The following is an 18138-nucleotide window of genomic DNA, read 5'->3' on the forward strand; positions in this document are numbered from 1 at the left end:
GCCTAGCTGCAACTGGGCTCATTAATTAAGGAAAACACCATGTTAAGAGTAAAGATATATCACCATACCTTTGGCGGTCATTTTGTATTAAACGACACGCTTACCGACCAACACATGCTGAGTGTTTTAGCCACAGTGGACCCATGCGGGACCATTTTAGATGGCGTAAACGGCAATGTACCAGCGGCGTTTTGTATTTTCCTTGGGCAAAGGTTATACGAGTGCAAGCAGATAGCCAAGGTTAATTTAGAGGTAAGTTTTACCAAAGAATTTACCAACCGTTTTGGTCACATAGCGACTTTATGCGTTGATGACACCAAACCTTGGGACTTTGATATTGAGGAGTTTGCAGTATTTCCAGAGCACCGAGTAGAACGTGTGGAGAAAGCAGCATGAACCCGATGATTAAAGCAATCAAAACCGCACAGCGAGCGGCAGGCATTGACCAGGTATGCCATGTGAAAAACGTTAAGCAAATTAGTGGTGGGCTAACCAATAGCTGTACGGGGCTGACTCAAAACCAGCAACGGGCACTGCTCAAGCGCTATCAGCAAATGGTCCCTAAGCAAGATTTGCCAAAGCAACTTAAGCTAATTTATAGCCTTTGGGGCCAGCTGGCCCGTGCGGGAAAAGTGAAACAAGACTCAAAACAAGCATGTGATGCCTTTTGTGAGAAGTTTTGTGACGGTAAGCGCCTATATAATGCCGAAGGTCACTGGCAAGCAGTGACTGAGATATTAAAACAGTGGTTAAATCGTAAGGAGACGAATCATGCCTAAAGGCGAATCAATTGTTATCAACCCAGACAGGCCGCTTTTTGAAGAAGCGCAATACGACAACTTACCGCCAAGTATTAAGCGTATTGGTAAGCTTAGGACCAAATGGGATGAAACAAGAGAAATGCAGGCCGCATCAAATGAGTTCAGTATTGAGTCGCTCCTAGAGGAATTAGACGATGGCTGAGCATGAGTTGGATGTGTCTTTGCTACCACATGGGCTTAGATTATTTGTAGTAACTATGGGGCTGGATGATGCAGTAAAAGCCTTAAGTGAAGAGCAGGGCAACTTGTTTTTTATTCCCGATACGCCAACGCCTAACCACGAATTTTGTAAGCGGTTTAGCGTTGATATGGCAAGGGCGTTATCTAACCATGCAGGTAGTACTTACCAAATACCAAAGTTGGACAAGATTTTAATCCAGCTTAGAAACATTAAGATAAGACAGGAGTTTAAGCAGGGCGCTTCAGTCCAAAATTTAGTAAGACGCTATAAGTTGACCAGACAAATGATCAACTTAATAGTGACCTCCGAAGCCGATGGCGCACCGATTTTAGTAGGCGATGCGCATAAGCAAATGGAGTTGAAGTTGTAGGTTTGTGATCAGCCTTCGTTGTTAGGTGTGGGGGCTGGTTTTTATGATTCTTGAATATGGCCTATCAGATTTTATTTTCGCGTAGGAAAAAGTGAGTTAGTTATATTACTAAATTAGAAACTCACCAATTACTTCCAGTATGGTAAACCACTAAGTAATTCTATTGTGATACTCCCAAGCACCTATGAGACTAACCTTTAACTACCTATTATCACAAAGAAGTGCTAACTAGAAATTATGTATACTTCTGAGTTAGCGACTGTGCTCGTTCAAAAAGTAACGATCTAGAGAGAGCGTGAAAATACTGACATCGAATCCTATCAACCTATACCTATACAATCATGCAGCATCGGCCCTAGCTCTTCATCTTCCAAAATGCACCAACTTATAAATGCGCTGTATGGAGAAGAAGGTGTTAGGAGGAGTTTGATTCGCTCAACGGCTATATCTTTTTCATCGGGTAAAGCTAGTGGTTCATAGTACTTGTTCAACTGTTTTAACAACAAGTTATATTGATCATACACTTTGCGTCTGAGGGATGAAGCCGTATATGCCTTGTTTTGCGTGTGCTCACTATTAAAGACTCGGTTTAGAAGTTCTGCCGTTAATTTAGTCTTATCATCATCACTTTGAGCTTCAATTTGGAGCTTTCTAGCATATGGGGTTAATGGTGGCTTATGTTTAATCGCACGAACGACATCGATATCAGGATCACAACAGTCCAAAAGGTCATCAAACTTAGTTAGCTTAATGTTATTACACCGACCACAAGATAAGTACAAATTATTCCAATCGTACTTTAAATCCTCATCCCCCTTATGTGGTACAAAGTGTTCGACATTGATTTCTAAAGGAGCACTAGTTTCACATATATAACATTTTTTATGAAACACCTTTTTTAAGGCGTCCCAAACATCTTCTGAGTCATATTTTCTTTTTCCAGCCAGTGAAGTAGGAGCTGGTTCATTTCTAACTACATTGAACATGCTACTACCTCCTTGCTTTGTTGATCGCTAATTTTGCTGAATTAACAAAGTAAAGTGATTCAGAATCTAATGAATTTTCATCTGGTGGTAACTGAGCTAAAAGTGACTGGACCTCTTCGACATCAATCGTGGGCTGGTCTAATAGCCTGGCTAGAGCTTCAATATTTTGTTGAAGTATACTAGAAATTGGAAGTACGCCGAATAAACCTTCAAGTACGGATTCGTAAGAGTACATTGATAGATTTTCGACCTGCTCTCGTTTTGATAGATCGTAAATCACTGCATCATCAATCGATGAGACAACAAACGGAGAATGAGTCGATACGATGAACTGAACTCTCGGAAATGCCTGAGTAAGAAATGATAAGATTTTCTTTTGCAATGAAACATGAAGGTGAGCATCAATTTCATCAATCAATACCACCCCAGTTAGCTCTTCGGGGTCTATTGAGCGTAGAGATACCTTAGTAATTAGATCTGCATACACAGCCATAATCGACGAGAAACCAGAAGATAATGTTTGGAATGTGTACGGTTCTTTGTGTGGTTGATGGATCTCGAAAGAGAACGAGTCTGATTTAAAAACTAGCTCAAGATCTCTATCTTCAAAAAGGTTTTGTAAATCGGTCTCTAGCTTAGTAAACCACTTATCAATCCGTGCCGCTTCTGTAGGGTCGTTGTTGATTTTTTCTGACTCGGAAAAAGCCTGATTCGCTTTTTGCGTGACTAAGAATTGTTCAAATAATGATGAGGTACTGGCTTGCTTATTTGCATTTTTAACTGCCTGTTTGTCTTGCTCTCTTAAGCTGCTAATACTCGAAACCGAAGACGGCTTAACAATTTCAGATTTTCTCATCGCTTCAAACTCAATTAAAAGAGCTTTTAGCTCTTGATAGTTCAGAATGAACTCATCAAGGTTACTAATTTCTAATGGCGGATTCCTTATTTCTTCAATCTGTCGGGTATAAAGCTCTGCTTTTTGCGTGAAGAGCTGATAGTGTTGATGAGCAGGGCCGATGTTACTAAGGTTATCTTGACTGGATTTCAATTTCATTTCAACTTCAGCTAAATTGAAATTTTGACGGGCGACAACTGAGCCTTGCAGCTTTTCATAAATAAACTTCAGCAACTGTGTCTTACCGCAACCGTTACCACCCGTTAAAATCAGTGTTTTACCGTTGACGTCTATATTTACTTCTTTATCAGAGTAAGGAATCTTTGTTTTAATTTTAGTTAGATAGCCTGACATATCTTTCCCTCAAGTGATACTAATTTGATTATATAGCATTGAGTTGACATATATTATAGTGGTAAGGCCAAATTCAACGAAAAAATTCGTTTCTAAGCCTCTAGAGCCTTATAGGCAGTATTATCTAAAATGGTTTAGAACTGAATAATATACAAAAGTATGTTCAACCACCTGTTGCTCAAATTATTCTTATGATGGTTTGCTTTTACCCAAACTCACTTTGGGGCAGGAATGAGTTAGCCAAATATCCGCGTGGGAGCATTACCAAACATTGTAATCAAAAAACGAGGGTTGCGGCTGCCAAATTTTTACTTTAGCCTAATATATCGGCTTTACCTCAAAGCACCGTAAAACATTTTACACCTAATTTCCCACTCCTAATTTGCCAGACTAGCCATGTGATCAACCACATGTGGAAATGGCATGGAAAAACTAAAACAACAACTGATTGGCCATGAAGGATACGAGCATAAAGTGTATGTTTGCCCCGGTGGCTACCAATCGATAGGCGTCGGCAGAAACCTTGAAAAAAGAGGCCTGACAGACGAAGAAATTCATTACCTGCTTAATAACGATATTGCCGATTTTACTGCCCAAGTAGAAAAGCACATCGATACCTCAAAATGTAACCCCGCCCGCAAAGCTGTGCTGATAAATATGGCCTTTAATCTTGGCATTCATGGCTTGTTAGCTTTTAAAAAGACCATAGCAGCCGTAGAGCGCGGCGACTGGGATACCGCTGTTGTTGAAATGTTCGATAGCCGCTGGGCTGTGCAAGTTGGTGAGCGAGCTGACCAGTTGGCGGAGCAGATGAAGACTGGGGAATGGTATGACGCCTGAACAAGAGAATCAGTTGTTTCAGTCAATTGGCCAGATACAAGCAACCCAAACATCTATTTTGAATGAAGTTAGGCAGATAAAAACTGACCTCAATGCCCGTGTAGATAAGCTTGAAACACGCGTGGAGAAAATCGAAGACAAGGTAACGCACAACCGAATTAAAATTGCATCGATGGGTGGTGGCGCTGGCTTAGTCGTAGCCATAGCAGCTGAAGCGTTAAAACTCGGTGGGGGCTCTTGATGGCGCACCCAGAAGACAAAAAGAATGCAGTTAGACACAGCTATGTGAGTGAGCTTTTGGCTTTATCTGTTGCTGCAATTAAACACACCGTCGCAGACAGCACAGCGAGGCGTTGGAAAAGTGAAGCTAAAGCGGCGGGTGATGACTGGGACTTAGCCCGTGCAGCTGCACGTAAAGCAACAGGCCCTGCGGGTGAATTTACCCAAGACTTTATTGAAGAGTTTACCATTCAAACCAATGCGACCTTTGAGCTAATCAAACAAGACGAGGGGCTATCAATTGATGGCCGTATTAAAGCTCTTAATCAACTTAGTGACACATACACAAAAATCATGAAGCTCAGCGGCGGTAATAAGTCCATTGAAAAGCGCGCTGTTGCCGCCGATGTACTTAAAAAGCTAGCAAGCTTTGTATCTAAATATCACCCTGATTATGCGCAGCAATTGGTAGAGATTTTGACCGCGTTTGGTCCTCAACTTAGTAGCATGTTGGACGACTAATGGCTGATATTAGCAACAAAGAGTTTTTAGAAGAACTAGAGCAAATTACAGCTGCGCTACGAATTGATATTGAAGCCAAACAGCGCGATATTGACCCAAGCCCAGAAGCGATATTAGAGCGAAGACAACGTGTATTAGGCGGCGACTTTGAATTTTTCGTTTATACGTATTTTCCCCACCATATGTGGTTGGATGAAGGCCAAGAACCCAGTGAGTTCCAACAGTATTTTATGGATTGGTTTCCTGAAGCCATTGCTTTAGAAAACGGTTGGAAAAACTGGTTTGTAGCGCCCCGAGGCGAAGGAAAATCAACACTTGGCGTTAAACTCGCACCTGTTTATGTCGCCGTATTGGCATTACTTCAAGACGAGACAGTATGCAACGAACTGGGTCTTATAAAGCCTGAGATCTTTATAGATTATGCCATTTTGTTTGGCGCAGAAGCCAAAATGCCCGCTAAAACACTAGAAGTGGTTAAAACCGAGCTATTAAACAATGGTAACTTAATGCTCGACTTTCCGGAGGTTTGCCAAACATCTCCCGTCTGGAAAATTGGTGAGTTTGTTACTGCGCAAGGTGTTCGCTTTGAAAGCCGTGGTGCTGACCAGTCTGTTAGGGGCGCTTTCCATGGCGCAAGTCGCCCTAAGTTATTGCTGGCTGATGACATCATCACTGATAAAGAAGCACGCTCAGCAACAGAGAGGGATAGCCGCTGGGCATTCCTAGAAGCCGCAGTACAGTACCTTGGCCCACCAGATGGTTCAGTTAAATTCATAGGAGTTAACACCGTACTCAATAGCGACGACCCCATCTCTCGTGCTGAGCATGCACCTGGTCATTTAGTTCATAGGTTTAAGGCCATTTCACAGTTTCCAGAAAGAATGGACTTATGGGAACAATGCCGTGAACTCATGCTTTATAAAGATAAAGAGTTTGAGAAAAAAGCGGCAGCCAAAGGCCGAGCAGTTTCTAAGGAAGAAAAGCCCAGCTTTAAGTTTTGGATTAAGAACAAAAGGCAAATGTCTAAGGCTGCTAAAACCAGCTGGCCAAGCGTTCGTTCACTCTATGACTTAATGGTGATGTGGGCGTCCAACAAACGTGAATTTAACCGAGAGATGCAAGGCATTGCCAAGTCAGACGAAGAGCAGATCTTTTATCGGTTTGAGACTTGGGTTAACCGCTTAAACCTGTGGACACCCTATGGTGCATGTGACCCAAGTATGGGCAAAACCGCCAGCGCCGACCCAAGTGCGTTGCTTGTAGGTTTTTGGGCCAAAGAGTTAGGTCAATTACACCTTGAGTACGAAAGCCGCAAGGTACGCGGCCCCAGTCGGCTTTTAAACGATTTGATTAAGCTCCAAAAAGAATACAGCTGTTTGGTATGGGGCTTTGAAAACAATAATGCCTTTGATTTTATGCGCCAAACCTACATCAAAGATGCTTTAGACCAAGGCGTAGCACTACCGCTTAGAGGTATTACGGCCACAGTGCCACAGGAAGAACGCATCGAGGGGTTAGAGCCTTTTGTGATCAACGAACCTGCACAGATTCTTTTTCATACTCGACGCACACGATTGCTTATGGATGAGTTAGAAAACTGGCCCGAGAAACAAAGCCTCCACCATTATGATTTAAGTTGCGCACTCACGTTGTTATGGATGGTAGCCTGTACTGGCGCGGGTGGTATTCCCAAGGTAAGAAGCAAAAAAGTGACCAAATCAATAGGGGGCTATCATGTCTAAACCCCACCTTTCGTACAAAGGCTACCGTGCACTACAAAAAGCGTTCAGCATGAGCAAAACAGACCCCGCTTTATGGGCCATGATGCGCGAACTACCAAACCCAGATCCAATCTTACGTAAGGCTGGTAAAAGCTCGCTGATATACGACGAGATTGCCCGTGATGCCCATGTGATCGGTGAATTGCGCAGTTTACGCTCCGGTATGTTCGCATTTAATGCGGAGTTGGTGCCAGGCGGTGATGATAGCGCAAGCATGAAAAGCTTTGAGAATGCAAAAAGCTTAATGGCTGCAAACCCTGCTAAAAATACACAGTGGATGGACATTGATTGGCACAACTATAGCGCGATTTTGCATGGTTTTGCGGTCACGCATTTAGGCAAGTTTGAGAAAAGCGATAATGCCTGGATACCCAGTACCATTGAGCAATGGCCAGCGGGGCGCTTTGCTTTTAATTCAGATCACGAGCTCCTAGTTAAAACCCGTGAGCACCCAGAAGGTGAGCCCATAAATGAAGACCGCTGGACATGTGTTAGGCATATGCCAGAGGCCAAAAACCCATATGGTATTGCGCTTTTAAGTAGCTGCTTTTGGCCTTGGATGTTTAAGCATGGTGGCTTTAAGTTTTTTGTACAGTTATGCGAGCGCTTTGGCGTGCCGTTTCCCGTTGGTAAATACCCTATAGGCACACAAGACGATAAAATTGGCGAGCTGCTGGAAGGCTTAGCCAAGTTAATAACAGAAGGTATTGCCGTCATCCCAGATGATGCGAGTTTAGACATTATCGAAAGCAAAATGTCGGGTGAACCCGTTCAATTGCAACTTATCAATCTATGTAACTCAGAAATGAGTAAAGCCCTCACATCACAAACACTTGCCACCGAGCAAAAAGCCGGTGCGCGCGCAGCCAGCGAAACACATGCTAAACGTGCGGGTGAAAACCAACGCGCCGATAGGGCACTTGTGTCTGGCTATCGAAATCAACTACTCGAAACCATCCATAAAGTGAATTTTGATGGCGGTGAACCACCTAAATATGTCTGGCGAGACAAGAAAGAGATCAACCTAGAAACGGTTAATGTCATTCGTGAATCAGCCAAAATGGTGTCTGTTTCAGAGGACTACGTTTACAAGACTTTAGGCATTCCAAAACCTCAAAAAGGCGAAGCGCTTTTAGAAATAAAAGACGACGGACAAGGCATTGCAAGCGCACCAAAACAGGACTTTTCGAGTGATAAACAGGGCGCTGACATCTCTGTTTTTGACGAGTTTGACCAAGCAACTGACGCCGAAATTAAGCAGATTTTTGAGTTTGCTAAACAAGCAAACAACCTAGACGAACTAAAACAAAACATCCTCAATGAGTTCCCAAATATATCTAATTCAGCCTTGGCAGAAGTCGCCGTAAAGGCCCTTGAATTGGAGGTTTTACAAGGAATTAATGAGGCAAATCAACAGGAGATTTAACCTATGAATGCGATACCCGAAGGCTTTTTAAAAGATGGTAAAGGCAATTTAGTTGCACTCGTGAACGTGAAGCAAACTGACCTAATAAAGGACGAATTTGTCAAAAAAGCCATTGAACTTGCAGAGAAACAGCAACAAGAGCTCGCCGATTTTAAGCACCAACAAATGGAAGAAGCAGACGACTTTTTAGAGCTGCTAGCACAAGAGCATGGTGTAAATTTAGGGGGTAAAAAAGGCAATTTAACACTGCGTTCTTTTGACCATTCGTTGTCTGTGAAAATACAAATTCAGGAGAGAATTGAACTGGGTCCTGAGCTACAAATCGCCAAAGAAATGATAGACAAATGCATCAGTGATTGGACCGAAGGCGGCAATCAAAACATCAAAGCCATCGTCAACAAAGTGTTCTCTACTGACAAGCAAGGCACCATCAATCCGCAGCGTATTTTGGGTTTACGTAAGTTAGAAATTCAAGACGAGTCGGGTAAATGGCAAAAGGCGATGGACATCATTGCTGAGTCTGTAACCACCATAGATAGCAGTCGATTTATCCGGTTTTATAAGCGAGATGAGCAGGGCGCTGATCAAGCAATTTCTCTAGATATAGCTAAACTCTGATATGTCCGATATCCCTTCCCAGTATGGCCAAATCGTAAAGTTCGACGAGGCCATTTCACATCTTAAATCAAAAGTTCAAATACCCACTGAGTCATATAAAGATTTACTAGGCCACATTCATGCCCGTGCATTTACCGTTGCCGGAGCAACTAAAACTGAATTGTTAAACGACTTATATAAAGCCGTACTTGCTGCGAATGAAAATGGCGAGACGATCACCGACTTTAGAGCGCGCTTTGATAAAGCAGTTTCAAAACATGGTTGGTCTTACAATGGAAAACGCGGTTGGCGTACGCAGGTTATTTATCAAAACAATAAAAACACAGCACGGGCAGCTGGCCGGTGGCAACAGCAAGAACGAGTAAAACATCGTAGGCCGTATCTTTTATATTTAACTGCAGGAGATTCGCGAGTAAGACCGCAACATAGTGCTTGGAATTATATACTTTTACCAATTGAACATAATTTCTGGCACACGCATTATCCGCCGAACGGTTGGAACTGCAGGTGTAAAGTAGTGAGCTTGAGTGATGCCGACATCAAACGTATGGGGTTAACTGTTACACCAGATTCAGCACTTAAGAATTATCAAAAACCATTTACTGAAGTTGACCCAACAACAGGTGAAGAGTTAGAACGTTTGCCAGGCATTGATCTCGGTTGGGATTACAATCCAGGTCTGGCATGGTTGGGCGCAGACAAAGCAACGGGCCAGATGTTAGCTAAACTCGATCACCACATTAGAGAAGTTGCCACACCGATTTTTAATAACGCTATTAATGAAGGCCAAAGTTATTTCAAATCTCAAGTTGCGACAATTGCAGCTAAGCAGTCACTTGGCAAACCAGAGTCTGGAACAAAATTGACGCTAGGGCACTTGCATCCAAATATATTTAAAACCGTTTTGGATATCGCGCCCGAAACTAAAAGCACTTTGGTTGTCATTGATGAAGCTATGATAAAAACGGCGATTCAGTTAATCGGGTTTGAGCAAACCACACAGTTAATGAAGCTAATCCAAACTCAAGTCGATTCCACCTTTAACCAAAGTGTTTTGCAGTATGTGGCTAATGGCATTTTGCTTACCATTGAGGTTGGCCCAGATATGAATCGAGTTGTCGCTGTTAAGCAAGTTGATGTTTAAAGCGTATTTAAAGTTTGTTTAAAGGGCGTTTAAACGTTTTTAAAAATGGCGATTATTAGTCTAATTCTAAACGTATTGTGAGCAGGAATGAGCGCAGAATGATATGGAATGAGCGGGTTTTGTCTAAAAACAAATGTATTTTTAGTTTTTGAGATTTTGGCTCGAAAATTTATGAGGTCCAGTATTTATGGGGCTTTCAGAGGAATAGAAAGTTGGATTTCAGAGTTTGGTTAATTCTAGAAATGAACGACCCCTTACAGTTGTTGCGATTAAACAAGTTGATGTTTAAAGCGTATTTAAAGTCTGTTTAAAGGGCATTTAAACGTTTTTAAAAATGGCGATTATTAGTCTAATTCTAAACGTATTGTGAGCAGGAATGAGCGCAGAATGATATGGAATGAGCGGGTTTTGTCTAAAAACAAATGTATTTTTGGTTTTTGGGATTTTGGCTCGAAAATTTCAGAGGTCCAGTATTTATGATGCTTTCAGAGGAATCGAAAGTTGGATTTCAGAGTTTGGTTAATTCTAGAAATGAACGACCCCTTACAGCTAATTCTAGAAATGAACGACCCCTTACACTTACATTTAATGTCCGATACCGTCTAGTATAGGACATTAATGAAAGTTGCAAAAGTGTGTGTATCGTTGAAAGGTTAGCCCTTATTTCCTTGATAGTTATGGATTTAACTTTATTTAACATAATATATATTATAGGATGTTAAATATAACAAGCTATTTAGCTTTTCTTTAACCATTGATTCAGTTAATGCCATGCTCTCAGTTATGGTCAGTTTTCTAATTCACCTACACTGCCGCTTTTTAATTTAGTAAATTTTGCAATGTTTAAACTGCCAAGTATGTTTCAACCAGTCAGACAATAAGTTTATAATGTGTGCTCTTTCAACTTCAAGAGTTTTACAAATCCAAAAATAAACTTCACTCTCAAACAACTCATCTCTACTTGGGTCAATATACACACTTCCAAAGCATCGACTTGCATCTTCATTAATAATTGAATATGCAAAAGCAGTTAGAGATTCAAACTCAGATTGATGTACACGTAAACTATTTAGATTTTGCTGGTAAGTCATGTTTGGTTCTGGCCAAGAACTTTCTGCTCCAAAAATTCCTGATAGACTTTCAATGTTTAACATTACCGTTTTATAGTCGATCTCAGCGACGATTGGTGTCAAAGGTACAAGAGTTAAGGTATGTGTTTCTTGGTTTATATCCAACACATTCAAAGTGTGGTTTTCGGGCACTAATAGATTGTGCTCTGCAATATGCTTTAAAAATCCCTGCATTGCTTACTCCTTTATAGCTTAAAAAGCTTTATTTAACATAACAAGAACACACCCAGCTTTGTCAAAAAGGTGTGCCCTTGTAATAACTGTTTAATGCAACGCTGCGCTAAATGGAATGCTTTCGCAAATTTGGGCTTCAGCAATTAAAATCTCTTCTAGTCTTGCATCAATAACATCTTTAGCGAAATATTCATATCCTAATTCAACAAATAAGTTTTTATGTTTTTCTTCTGACTTTGCAATTGCGACGTAAAAATCTTTATCTTTACCCTCTGGCAAAGCTTCAGCAACGAGTGAGAATCTTTCGTGGCCTCTAGCTTCAATTACAGCTGCAACCAATAAGCGGTCGATCAAAAACTCATCGCTTCCTTGGCGGAATAATCCGCGCATTTTTTTGATATAAGGATCTTGTTTATCATTGCCCAGAGCTAAACCCCTTTCATTTATAAGCTTTAATACTTGCTTGAAGTGGATCATCTCTTCAATGGCCAAGTCTGCCATTGCTTTAACTAATTTAGTTCTGTCCGGGTAATGTCCAAGCATAGACATCGCCATGCCAGAAGCTTTTTTTTCTGCTGCTGCATGGTCTTGTAAAAAAGTTACAAAATCGTCCATTACCTTATGCGTCCACTCAAATGGTGTGTGGTACTTTAATTCAAACATTCTCTATTTATTCTCAATAACGGCTATTAGGCTCTATTGTACTCAACACCACACTATTTTTTAAGGTGCTTTTTAATATCGGACATTATTTGTCGAAACTATAAAGCAAGGAATCCTTGTCTACTTTGCCTGTGCGTGTTGACTCTATTTTTAAAGGGTGTCTTATTTCGTTCCAGGCAGTGACTTTTCCCTTCTTGTTCAAATGTGGGATATTGATATTGGAAACATTCATAAAATTTGCTAAGCGCTTACTACTTTCAGATTCAGACAAATTAATGATTAAATTGGCTGAACCTGAATTACTTAAGAACTCTGTAACTCTAGCTTTATGATTGTAGTAGCAACGCGCTAGGTAACTATCATCTTCAATTTTTTCAGCATTCAGCTCAGGAAAGGTGGAAAAGTAGCAACGTTTTAAAGTGTCGTTAAACCCCCCTCTTTTATCTATAAGCTTTGGCAGCATTCTAATTAACAATCTACGAATTGAAGGCAACCACAAGGGCATTTCTCTTTCTAGATAGATAAATCGAGCATTAGGAAAAAGCTGATAAAGTTTGTCATAGTCATTGAATACCGGTGTATCTGCAATGAGTTGAGCATGTTTTATCGCATTTTGAGTGTAGGCAGTATGCGCGGTTTTTAACCCAACTTCTAGGCTTGCAACGCAGACACTGGTTGTTCCTGTTCTTGGCAAGCCCAAAACAAAATATTTCTCATTCATATAAAGTATAAAAAGCCATTAAACAGAGCCATACTGATAAGTACCAAAAAAGTTAACAACATACCGAATACGCGTATACGGATATTCGCTTTATTGAGTGCAATGGCATGAAGCACTCTACCAATTAAAAAAGTACTCGCGAATACCAACAGTAAAATTGAATTAACTTTTTGAAATTCAAGTATAAAAAGAAGGATAACTGCTAAAGGTGTGTATTCTATAAAGTTAGCGTGTGCTCGAATAGCCGCACTCAAATCGGTGTGACCGGCGTGCCCAATTCCAACTTTATGTTTTCTTCTAAGCTTTATGACATCAAAACTCAACTTGATGTAAAAAAGCGTACAAATTGCTGCGAATAACCCTGTAAACATGACGATGTCCCCTATTCAATGTCCATATATTTATGGTAATTATTGTATAGGGGATTGTAGGTTTATCAGCTGAAAAAATGAATCTATTTCTAATTAATCTATATAATAAACGGCATAAACTTCCGCTTTTAGCTTGGTATCGCCCACATTGTAAGCGTCGTTTACACTCATTGTTTCTGCGGCCATCATTTTTCCTCGAGCATATGGTTGAACAGGCACACTCATAGGTGAAAATGAAACAGAGTATAAACTGCCTACCTGTACCCCAAAACCATCAGCTAATTCTTTCGCACCAAGTTTAGCTTGTTTGATTGCAGAAGCTTTGAGCTCTTTCATGATTTCAGCTTTGTCTTCAACAACAAACTGTGTGTTGTTAAATTGATTGATGCCACTATCGACAAAAGCTTGAAGTAACTCTGGGTAACTATTTACGTCTTTCAACTTTAGCGTTAAGTTTCTTGAGACTTTAAAACCGTCAAACTCTTCTACATTGGTCGTTCTGTTATATCGAGTTTGTTTGTAGACATTTAATTGTTCGGCATAGATATGTTTGCTTTCAACACCATAACGTTTGGCTATTTCTATCGCACGAGCCATCACATCGTCTACTTTAGATTTAGCAAACTGAAGGTTTTTATTCTTTTCATTTATTGCCACATTAACTATTGCAGTATCGGGGGCAACGGCCTTCTCTGCATAACCTTTTACGTATAAATGTGGGGCAGTTGGCAGGCTCGCAGCCATTGCTGATGTGCTTAATAATACTGACATAATAGCGGTAACTAATCGCATGGGCTCTCCAAATATAAATTTAAGGTTGCTCTGAACACATGCTTATTGAAGCATAAATCAATTAATCATTCCTGAATAACCGCCTATTAAGTCGATTGTATTTGTTTTATTAATTTCAAAAAAAGGGCCATATTGGCCCTTCAAGGTTGAGTTTCAACGAATTACTTGTAGTTAGTGTGGTCAACTACTAAGTTAATGTCGTTTTCACCTGAAATTTCCCAGATAGTAACTCGCTCTGTCGTTCCTGCAGGGTTATTACAAGACACCGTCTGTCTAAATGTACGTGCATTTGAGTTATACAGCACGTCATTTACTGCATAGTGATTAGTATGGAACAATGGCGTCGAGTCATAACCATTAAATACTTTTGAATATGAACCTTCACCAGCTGTTGCAGTACAATAACCGTCTTTAGTACCGTTATTAATATGTAGTGAAGAGGTGTAACTTACTTGCTCATACCAGCCAGCACCACCACAATGTTGTGCTGGACCACTACAGTCAGGTGTTCTCCAAGCACCAACACCAACTAATTGCGCATCCCAAGTAATTTTTGGCAACGCTGGGATCTTGTGCTTAACTACAAACTGCTCACCGTTTGCAGACTCACAGTTCATCGCTAGTACTCTTGTGCGTTGAAGTTGCTCTTCTGTAAACTGACCTTGTAGGAAAATTGAGTCTACAGTGTAAGCCTGTGCGCCGCCTGGCGTCGTACCTACAGGTGCGATTACCGCCCCCGTAATCTCGTCATAAACTACACCTGTTTCGCATTTATCGAATGCGTCATTGCGGAATAACCAACCGTTAAATGTGCGAGCGTTCAAAGAGTCAGTTACGATACGGTTTACAACGCCTTCAGTGTACTTTGATTCGCGGTTATATCCATCTAAGTCTTGAACTGTAACACTGGCTACTGCGCTATCAACTGCTAGTAAAGAAACTACGGCTGCGAGAAGTTGGATTTTCATTTTATATTCCCTTTATTACATTAGGTTAATATTTAAATTCCTTTCATTTAAAAGAAAGGTAATACATAAACTGAGTGAGCTTTAAGACTTTCTCAGGGGAGTTTTTGTCTCCCGATACTCGAGGCAAAATTTACTGACAAAATATTAAGCTGTAAATGGCGTAAAATTTATTATGTAGGCCGATTTTACTAATGTGAGAACTCGGTTTTGATATATTTATGTGACAGCGAAGTTTTTAGCATAAGAAGCCTAATGCTAAATTTTTATTCTTTAAATTCATAGGAATAACAAAAAAATAATGAGAAGAAAATGTTTTTTACAGTAATGGAATTATTATTTGATATGTATCATTAACATATCATTGTTATGGCAATGTTTTTTATTTACCTTATAACTTCAAGAAAAATTAATTTAAATGATAACGAAGTATTTTATCTTCCTAATAATTGAATAATTAGCTTGAAAGTTTTTGTTCATTTAAATTAAAAAATAGAGAGCTCTCTACTTTTTAATTCCATAAGCGTTTTTCAATGAGTTCGAGATGAATATTTCTTCTTGTGGCAGAAATAGATTTGCATGAGCATTAATTACTTGCTCTTGAATGAGTGGCTTTTGTAATGCTCTTTCAAATAAATCGACAGCCTTTCTACCTTTCTTTGAGTCTGAACAGGCGATATAACCAAAAATAGTTGCGTCCGTATCTCCGATCGCATGAAAGGATATGTCCTTTAATATTTGTTCTGATGGATAGTCATTTACAAACACAGAACTGTATTCAATCATTCCATCTAAGCGCCCCTGAACTAACATTTTTCGGAGTCGAAATGCGCTATCGTTTCCCTCACTCACAAATAACCTTTCGGAATTGGCTTTAATGAAGTCGTCTATTTCGATCCCATAAGAGCGCCCTTTTGTCACCCCGATCCTCAAACCAAGTGAAAGAGCTTTTTCTAAAGTAACTTCAATAGATACAAACTTTTTGTTTCTTAAGATAAGACGATTTGAAGGGAATGCCATTAGAGGAAGCGACACAAAAATTGCCATAGCTTCACGTTCTGGTGTTTTAACTTTGTTGTAAAGGCATATATTGTCGTGGTGCCCTAGCTCACGCCACTCTCTTTCTCTACTGGCAGGGACAAACTCTATTGCCATTTCATCTTTAAGGCTTCTGGCGATTATAAGAAGTAATTGTGTGGCTAAATCTCCAGGAGACTGACCAAATGAAGGGTTATAATCAGAAACGATTTCTATTTTTAAAGGTTTGGAAAAAGCAAAACTCGAGACCAAAATCAAAAACACACATATCATTCTTAACAGCATATAACTTCCTATGTGAAGCACTCCATGCTGAGAAACACATCTTAAAGTGTAGCTAGTAAGTCGATATTGCGCTAATTTTGATTTATAAAACGGGTAAAGAAATAAGCCCCTCTTTCGAAGGGCTTATTAAATTAGATACTGCAGCGCTTATAGTTACGATATTCTGGCATCCAATAGTTCTTTTCTATTGAGCTCCAGATTAAATCGTCCGGCATATCAAGAGACACACCTTCTTCCATGGCTTTTTTGGCAACCGCAAAAGCAATTCGCTTACTTAACTGCTCAATCTCTACTAGAGATGGCAATAGACTGCCCTTACCAGAGTTAGCCCAAGGAGATGATTCTGCAAGTGTTTCACTTGCAACCATTAGCATAGACTCAGTAATGCGCGAAGCTTTAGCAGCCAAGACGCCTAAGCCAATACCTGGGAAAATGTAACTGTTATTACATTGTGGGATCACATAAGTTGAGCCCTTGTATTCAACTGGCTCGAATGGGCTACCTGTCGCTACGATAGCGTTACCTTCTGTCCATTCGATCACATCTTTAGGATGCGCCTCTACCTGACGAGACGGGTTGCTCAGTGGAAAGATGATTGGTTTTTCACAACCTGAATGCATTGCTTTGATTACCTGCTCAGTAAACAAGCCTGGTTGCCCAGAAACACCGATCAGAATATCAGGTTTCGCACAGTGCATAACATCTAGCAGTGATGCATATTCACCACTGTAGCTCCAGTTTTCTAAATTGGCATTAGATTGCACAAGTGCAGCTTGGAAATCTCTTAATCCTTCCATACCTTCTGTTAACAGGCCAAATCTATCGACCATGAAAACTTGACTGCGCGCTTGCTCGTCACTCACACCTTCAGAAACCATTTGTGCGATAATTTGTTCTGCGATACCACATCCTGCGGAGCCTGCACCAACAAATACAACTTTTTGATCAGATAATTTTGCGCCTTTAACGCGGCAAGCCGCCAATAAAGAGCCAACAGTGACTGAAGCTGTACCTTGAATATCATCGTTAAAGCAACAGATTTCGTCTCTGTATCTCTTTAACAATGGCATCGCGTTTGGCTGTGCGAAATCTTCGAATTGAAGCAACACATTTGGCCAACGGCGCTTAACAGCAGAAATAAATAGCTCTAAAAACTCATCGTATTCTTCTTGGCTAATACGCTTATGTCTTGCACCCATGTACATCGGATCATTGAGTAGCTTTTCGTTATTCGTGCCTACATCGAGCATCACTGGCAACGTATACGCAGGGCTAATGCCACCACAAACCGTATAGAGTGCTAGCTTACCAATTGGAATCCCCATACCACCAATACCTTGGTCACCAAGACCAAGAATACGCTCGCCGTCAGTTACAACGATAACTTTTACTTTACCTTTAGTTGCGTTACGCAAGATATCATCGATGTGGTGGCGGTCTTCATACGAAATAAATAGTCCACGAGAACTACGGTAGATGTCAGAGAACTTCTCACACGCGTCACCTACCGTCGGCGTGTAAATAATTGGCATCATCTCTTCTAGATGATCTCTTACCAAACGATAATATAGTGTCTCGTTATTGTCTTGAATCGCTCGTAAGTAAATATGTTTATTGAGATTGTCTTTAAAACTTGAAAATTGCTGGTAACAACGCTCTACCTGCTCCTCAATAGTTTCATAACGAGGAGGAACTAAACCGGCTAGGTTAAAGTTTTCACGCTCACGCTGGCTAAATGCACTGCCTTTGTTCAGAAGAGGCGTTTCCAATAATGTTGGGCCAGAATATGGGATGTAGAGGTAATTAGGATCGGTTTGTTTAGTCATATTTACAAGCTGTGAC

General features: G+C 40.5%; 21 protein-coding genes. 11 read left to right on the forward strand and 10 right to left on the reverse strand.

What is annotated here, in order from left to right; all coding sequences use genetic code 11:
• The first annotated feature begins 39 nt into the window (after positions 1-39).
• The 4 genes from N480_RS17480 to N480_RS17495 are packed head-to-tail and all read left to right on the forward strand — an operon-like array spanning position 40 to position 1372.
• Positions 40-396, forward strand: coding sequence for a hypothetical protein (locus tag N480_RS17480; RefSeq protein WP_063373731.1), 357 nt, complete (start codon positions 40-42; stop codon positions 394-396).
• Positions 393-779: a phage protein GemA/Gp16 family protein gene (locus N480_RS17485; protein ID WP_063373732.1), complete on the forward strand. Its 387-nt coding sequence runs from the start codon at positions 393-395 to the stop codon at positions 777-779. Before N480_RS17480 ends, N480_RS17485 begins: the two co-directional genes overlap by 4 nt.
• Positions 772-963: a hypothetical protein gene (locus N480_RS17490; protein ID WP_063365122.1), complete on the forward strand. Its 192-nt coding sequence runs from the start codon at positions 772-774 to the stop codon at positions 961-963. The genes N480_RS17485 and N480_RS17490 overlap by 8 nt, the downstream gene beginning before the upstream one ends.
• The gene (locus N480_RS17495; RefSeq protein ID WP_063373733.1) at positions 956-1372 is read left to right on the forward strand and encodes a Mor transcription activator family protein; all 417 of its coding nucleotides are present in this window, start codon (positions 956-958) and stop codon (positions 1370-1372) included. Before N480_RS17490 ends, N480_RS17495 begins: the two co-directional genes overlap by 8 nt.
• A 320-nt stretch (positions 1373-1692) precedes the next feature.
• Here the strand turns inward: N480_RS17495 and N480_RS17500 are convergent, their stop codons facing one another.
• Both N480_RS17500 and N480_RS17505 read right to left on the reverse strand, forming a co-directional pair.
• Complete coding sequence (locus N480_RS17500) at positions 1693-2358, reverse strand: HNH endonuclease (RefSeq protein ID WP_063373734.1); 666 nt, start codon at positions 2356-2358, stop codon at positions 1693-1695.
• Between the two features lie 4 nt (positions 2359-2362).
• Positions 2363-3607 (reverse strand): AAA family ATPase, encoded by a 1245-nt coding sequence (locus tag N480_RS17505; RefSeq protein ID WP_063373735.1) that lies wholly within the window; start codon positions 3605-3607, stop codon positions 2363-2365.
• Between the two features lie 423 nt (positions 3608-4030).
• On the opposite strand from N480_RS17505, the gene N480_RS17510 reads away from it, so the two are divergent.
• From N480_RS17510 to N480_RS17540, 7 genes are read left to right on the forward strand one after another with little or no spacing between them, the layout of a single operon-like run.
• On the forward strand, positions 4031-4447 hold the full coding sequence (locus N480_RS17510) for a glycoside hydrolase family protein (protein ID WP_063373736.1): 417 nt from the start codon (positions 4031-4033) through the stop codon (positions 4445-4447).
• On the forward strand, positions 4437-4688 hold the full coding sequence (locus N480_RS17515; protein ID WP_063365117.1) for a hypothetical protein: 252 nt from the start codon (positions 4437-4439) through the stop codon (positions 4686-4688). The genes N480_RS17510 and N480_RS17515 overlap by 11 nt, the downstream gene beginning before the upstream one ends.
• Positions 4688-5188 (forward strand): DUF1804 family protein, encoded by a 501-nt coding sequence (locus N480_RS17520; RefSeq protein ID WP_063373737.1) that lies wholly within the window; start codon positions 4688-4690, stop codon positions 5186-5188. Before N480_RS17515 ends, N480_RS17520 begins: the two co-directional genes overlap by 1 nt.
• Positions 5188-6930, forward strand: a complete 1743-nt coding sequence (locus tag N480_RS17525; protein ID WP_063373738.1) for a hypothetical protein — start codon at positions 5188-5190, stop codon at positions 6928-6930. The genes N480_RS17520 and N480_RS17525 overlap by 1 nt, the downstream gene beginning before the upstream one ends.
• Positions 6923-8395: a phage portal protein family protein gene (locus tag N480_RS17530; protein WP_063373739.1), complete on the forward strand. Its 1473-nt coding sequence runs from the start codon at positions 6923-6925 to the stop codon at positions 8393-8395. Before N480_RS17525 ends, N480_RS17530 begins: the two co-directional genes overlap by 8 nt.
• Positions 8396-8398: 3 nt before the next feature.
• Complete coding sequence (locus N480_RS17535) at positions 8399-9013, forward strand: DUF3164 family protein (RefSeq protein ID WP_063373740.1); 615 nt, start codon at positions 8399-8401, stop codon at positions 9011-9013.
• A gap of 1 nt (position 9014) precedes the next feature.
• Positions 9015-10157, forward strand: coding sequence for a phage minor head protein (locus N480_RS17540; protein WP_063373741.1), 1143 nt, complete (start codon positions 9015-9017; stop codon positions 10155-10157).
• An 824-nt stretch (positions 10158-10981) separates the two neighbouring features.
• Here N480_RS17540 and N480_RS17545 read toward each other — a convergent pair.
• The 8 genes from N480_RS17545 to N480_RS17580 form a co-directional block, all read right to left on the reverse strand.
• Positions 10982-11461: a hypothetical protein gene (locus tag N480_RS17545; protein WP_063373742.1), complete on the reverse strand. Its 480-nt coding sequence runs from the start codon at positions 11459-11461 to the stop codon at positions 10982-10984.
• Between the two features lie 90 nt (positions 11462-11551).
• Positions 11552-12124, reverse strand: a complete 573-nt coding sequence (locus tag N480_RS17550; protein ID WP_063373743.1) for a tRNA-(ms[2]io[6]A)-hydroxylase — start codon at positions 12122-12124, stop codon at positions 11552-11554.
• Positions 12125-12209: 85 nt separating this feature from the next.
• Entirely contained in the window at positions 12210-12845 is a 636-nt protein-coding gene (locus tag N480_RS17555) for a sulfotransferase (RefSeq protein ID WP_063373744.1), read from the reverse strand.
• A complete protein-coding gene (locus N480_RS17560; RefSeq protein WP_063373745.1) occupies positions 12842-13216 on the reverse strand; it encodes an MAPEG family protein in 375 nt (124 codons plus the stop codon). Before N480_RS17560 ends, N480_RS17555 begins: the two co-directional genes overlap by 4 nt.
• A 93-nt stretch (positions 13217-13309) precedes the next feature.
• A complete protein-coding gene (locus N480_RS17565; RefSeq protein ID WP_063373746.1) occupies positions 13310-14008 on the reverse strand; it encodes an SIMPL domain-containing protein in 699 nt (232 codons plus the stop codon).
• Positions 14009-14169: 161 nt separating this feature from the next.
• Positions 14170-14976 carry a hypothetical protein gene (locus tag N480_RS17570; RefSeq protein WP_063373747.1) on the reverse strand — a complete coding sequence of 269 codons (807 nt, stop codon included), beginning with the start codon at positions 14974-14976 and terminating at the stop codon, positions 14170-14172.
• A 501-nt stretch (positions 14977-15477) separates the two neighbouring features.
• On the reverse strand, positions 15478-16296 hold the full coding sequence (locus N480_RS17575) for an ABC transporter substrate-binding protein (protein ID WP_231102282.1): 819 nt from the start codon (positions 16294-16296) through the stop codon (positions 15478-15480).
• 131 nt (positions 16297-16427) lie between these two features.
• The gene (locus tag N480_RS17580; protein WP_063373748.1) at positions 16428-18122 is read right to left on the reverse strand and encodes an NAD-dependent malic enzyme; all 1695 of its coding nucleotides are present in this window, start codon (positions 18120-18122) and stop codon (positions 16428-16430) included.
• Between the last annotated feature and the right edge of the window lie 16 nt (positions 18123-18138).

The organism is Pseudoalteromonas luteoviolacea S2607 (assembly GCF_001625575.1).
Taxonomy (GTDB): domain Bacteria; phylum Pseudomonadota; class Gammaproteobacteria; order Enterobacterales; family Alteromonadaceae; genus Pseudoalteromonas; species Pseudoalteromonas luteoviolacea_E.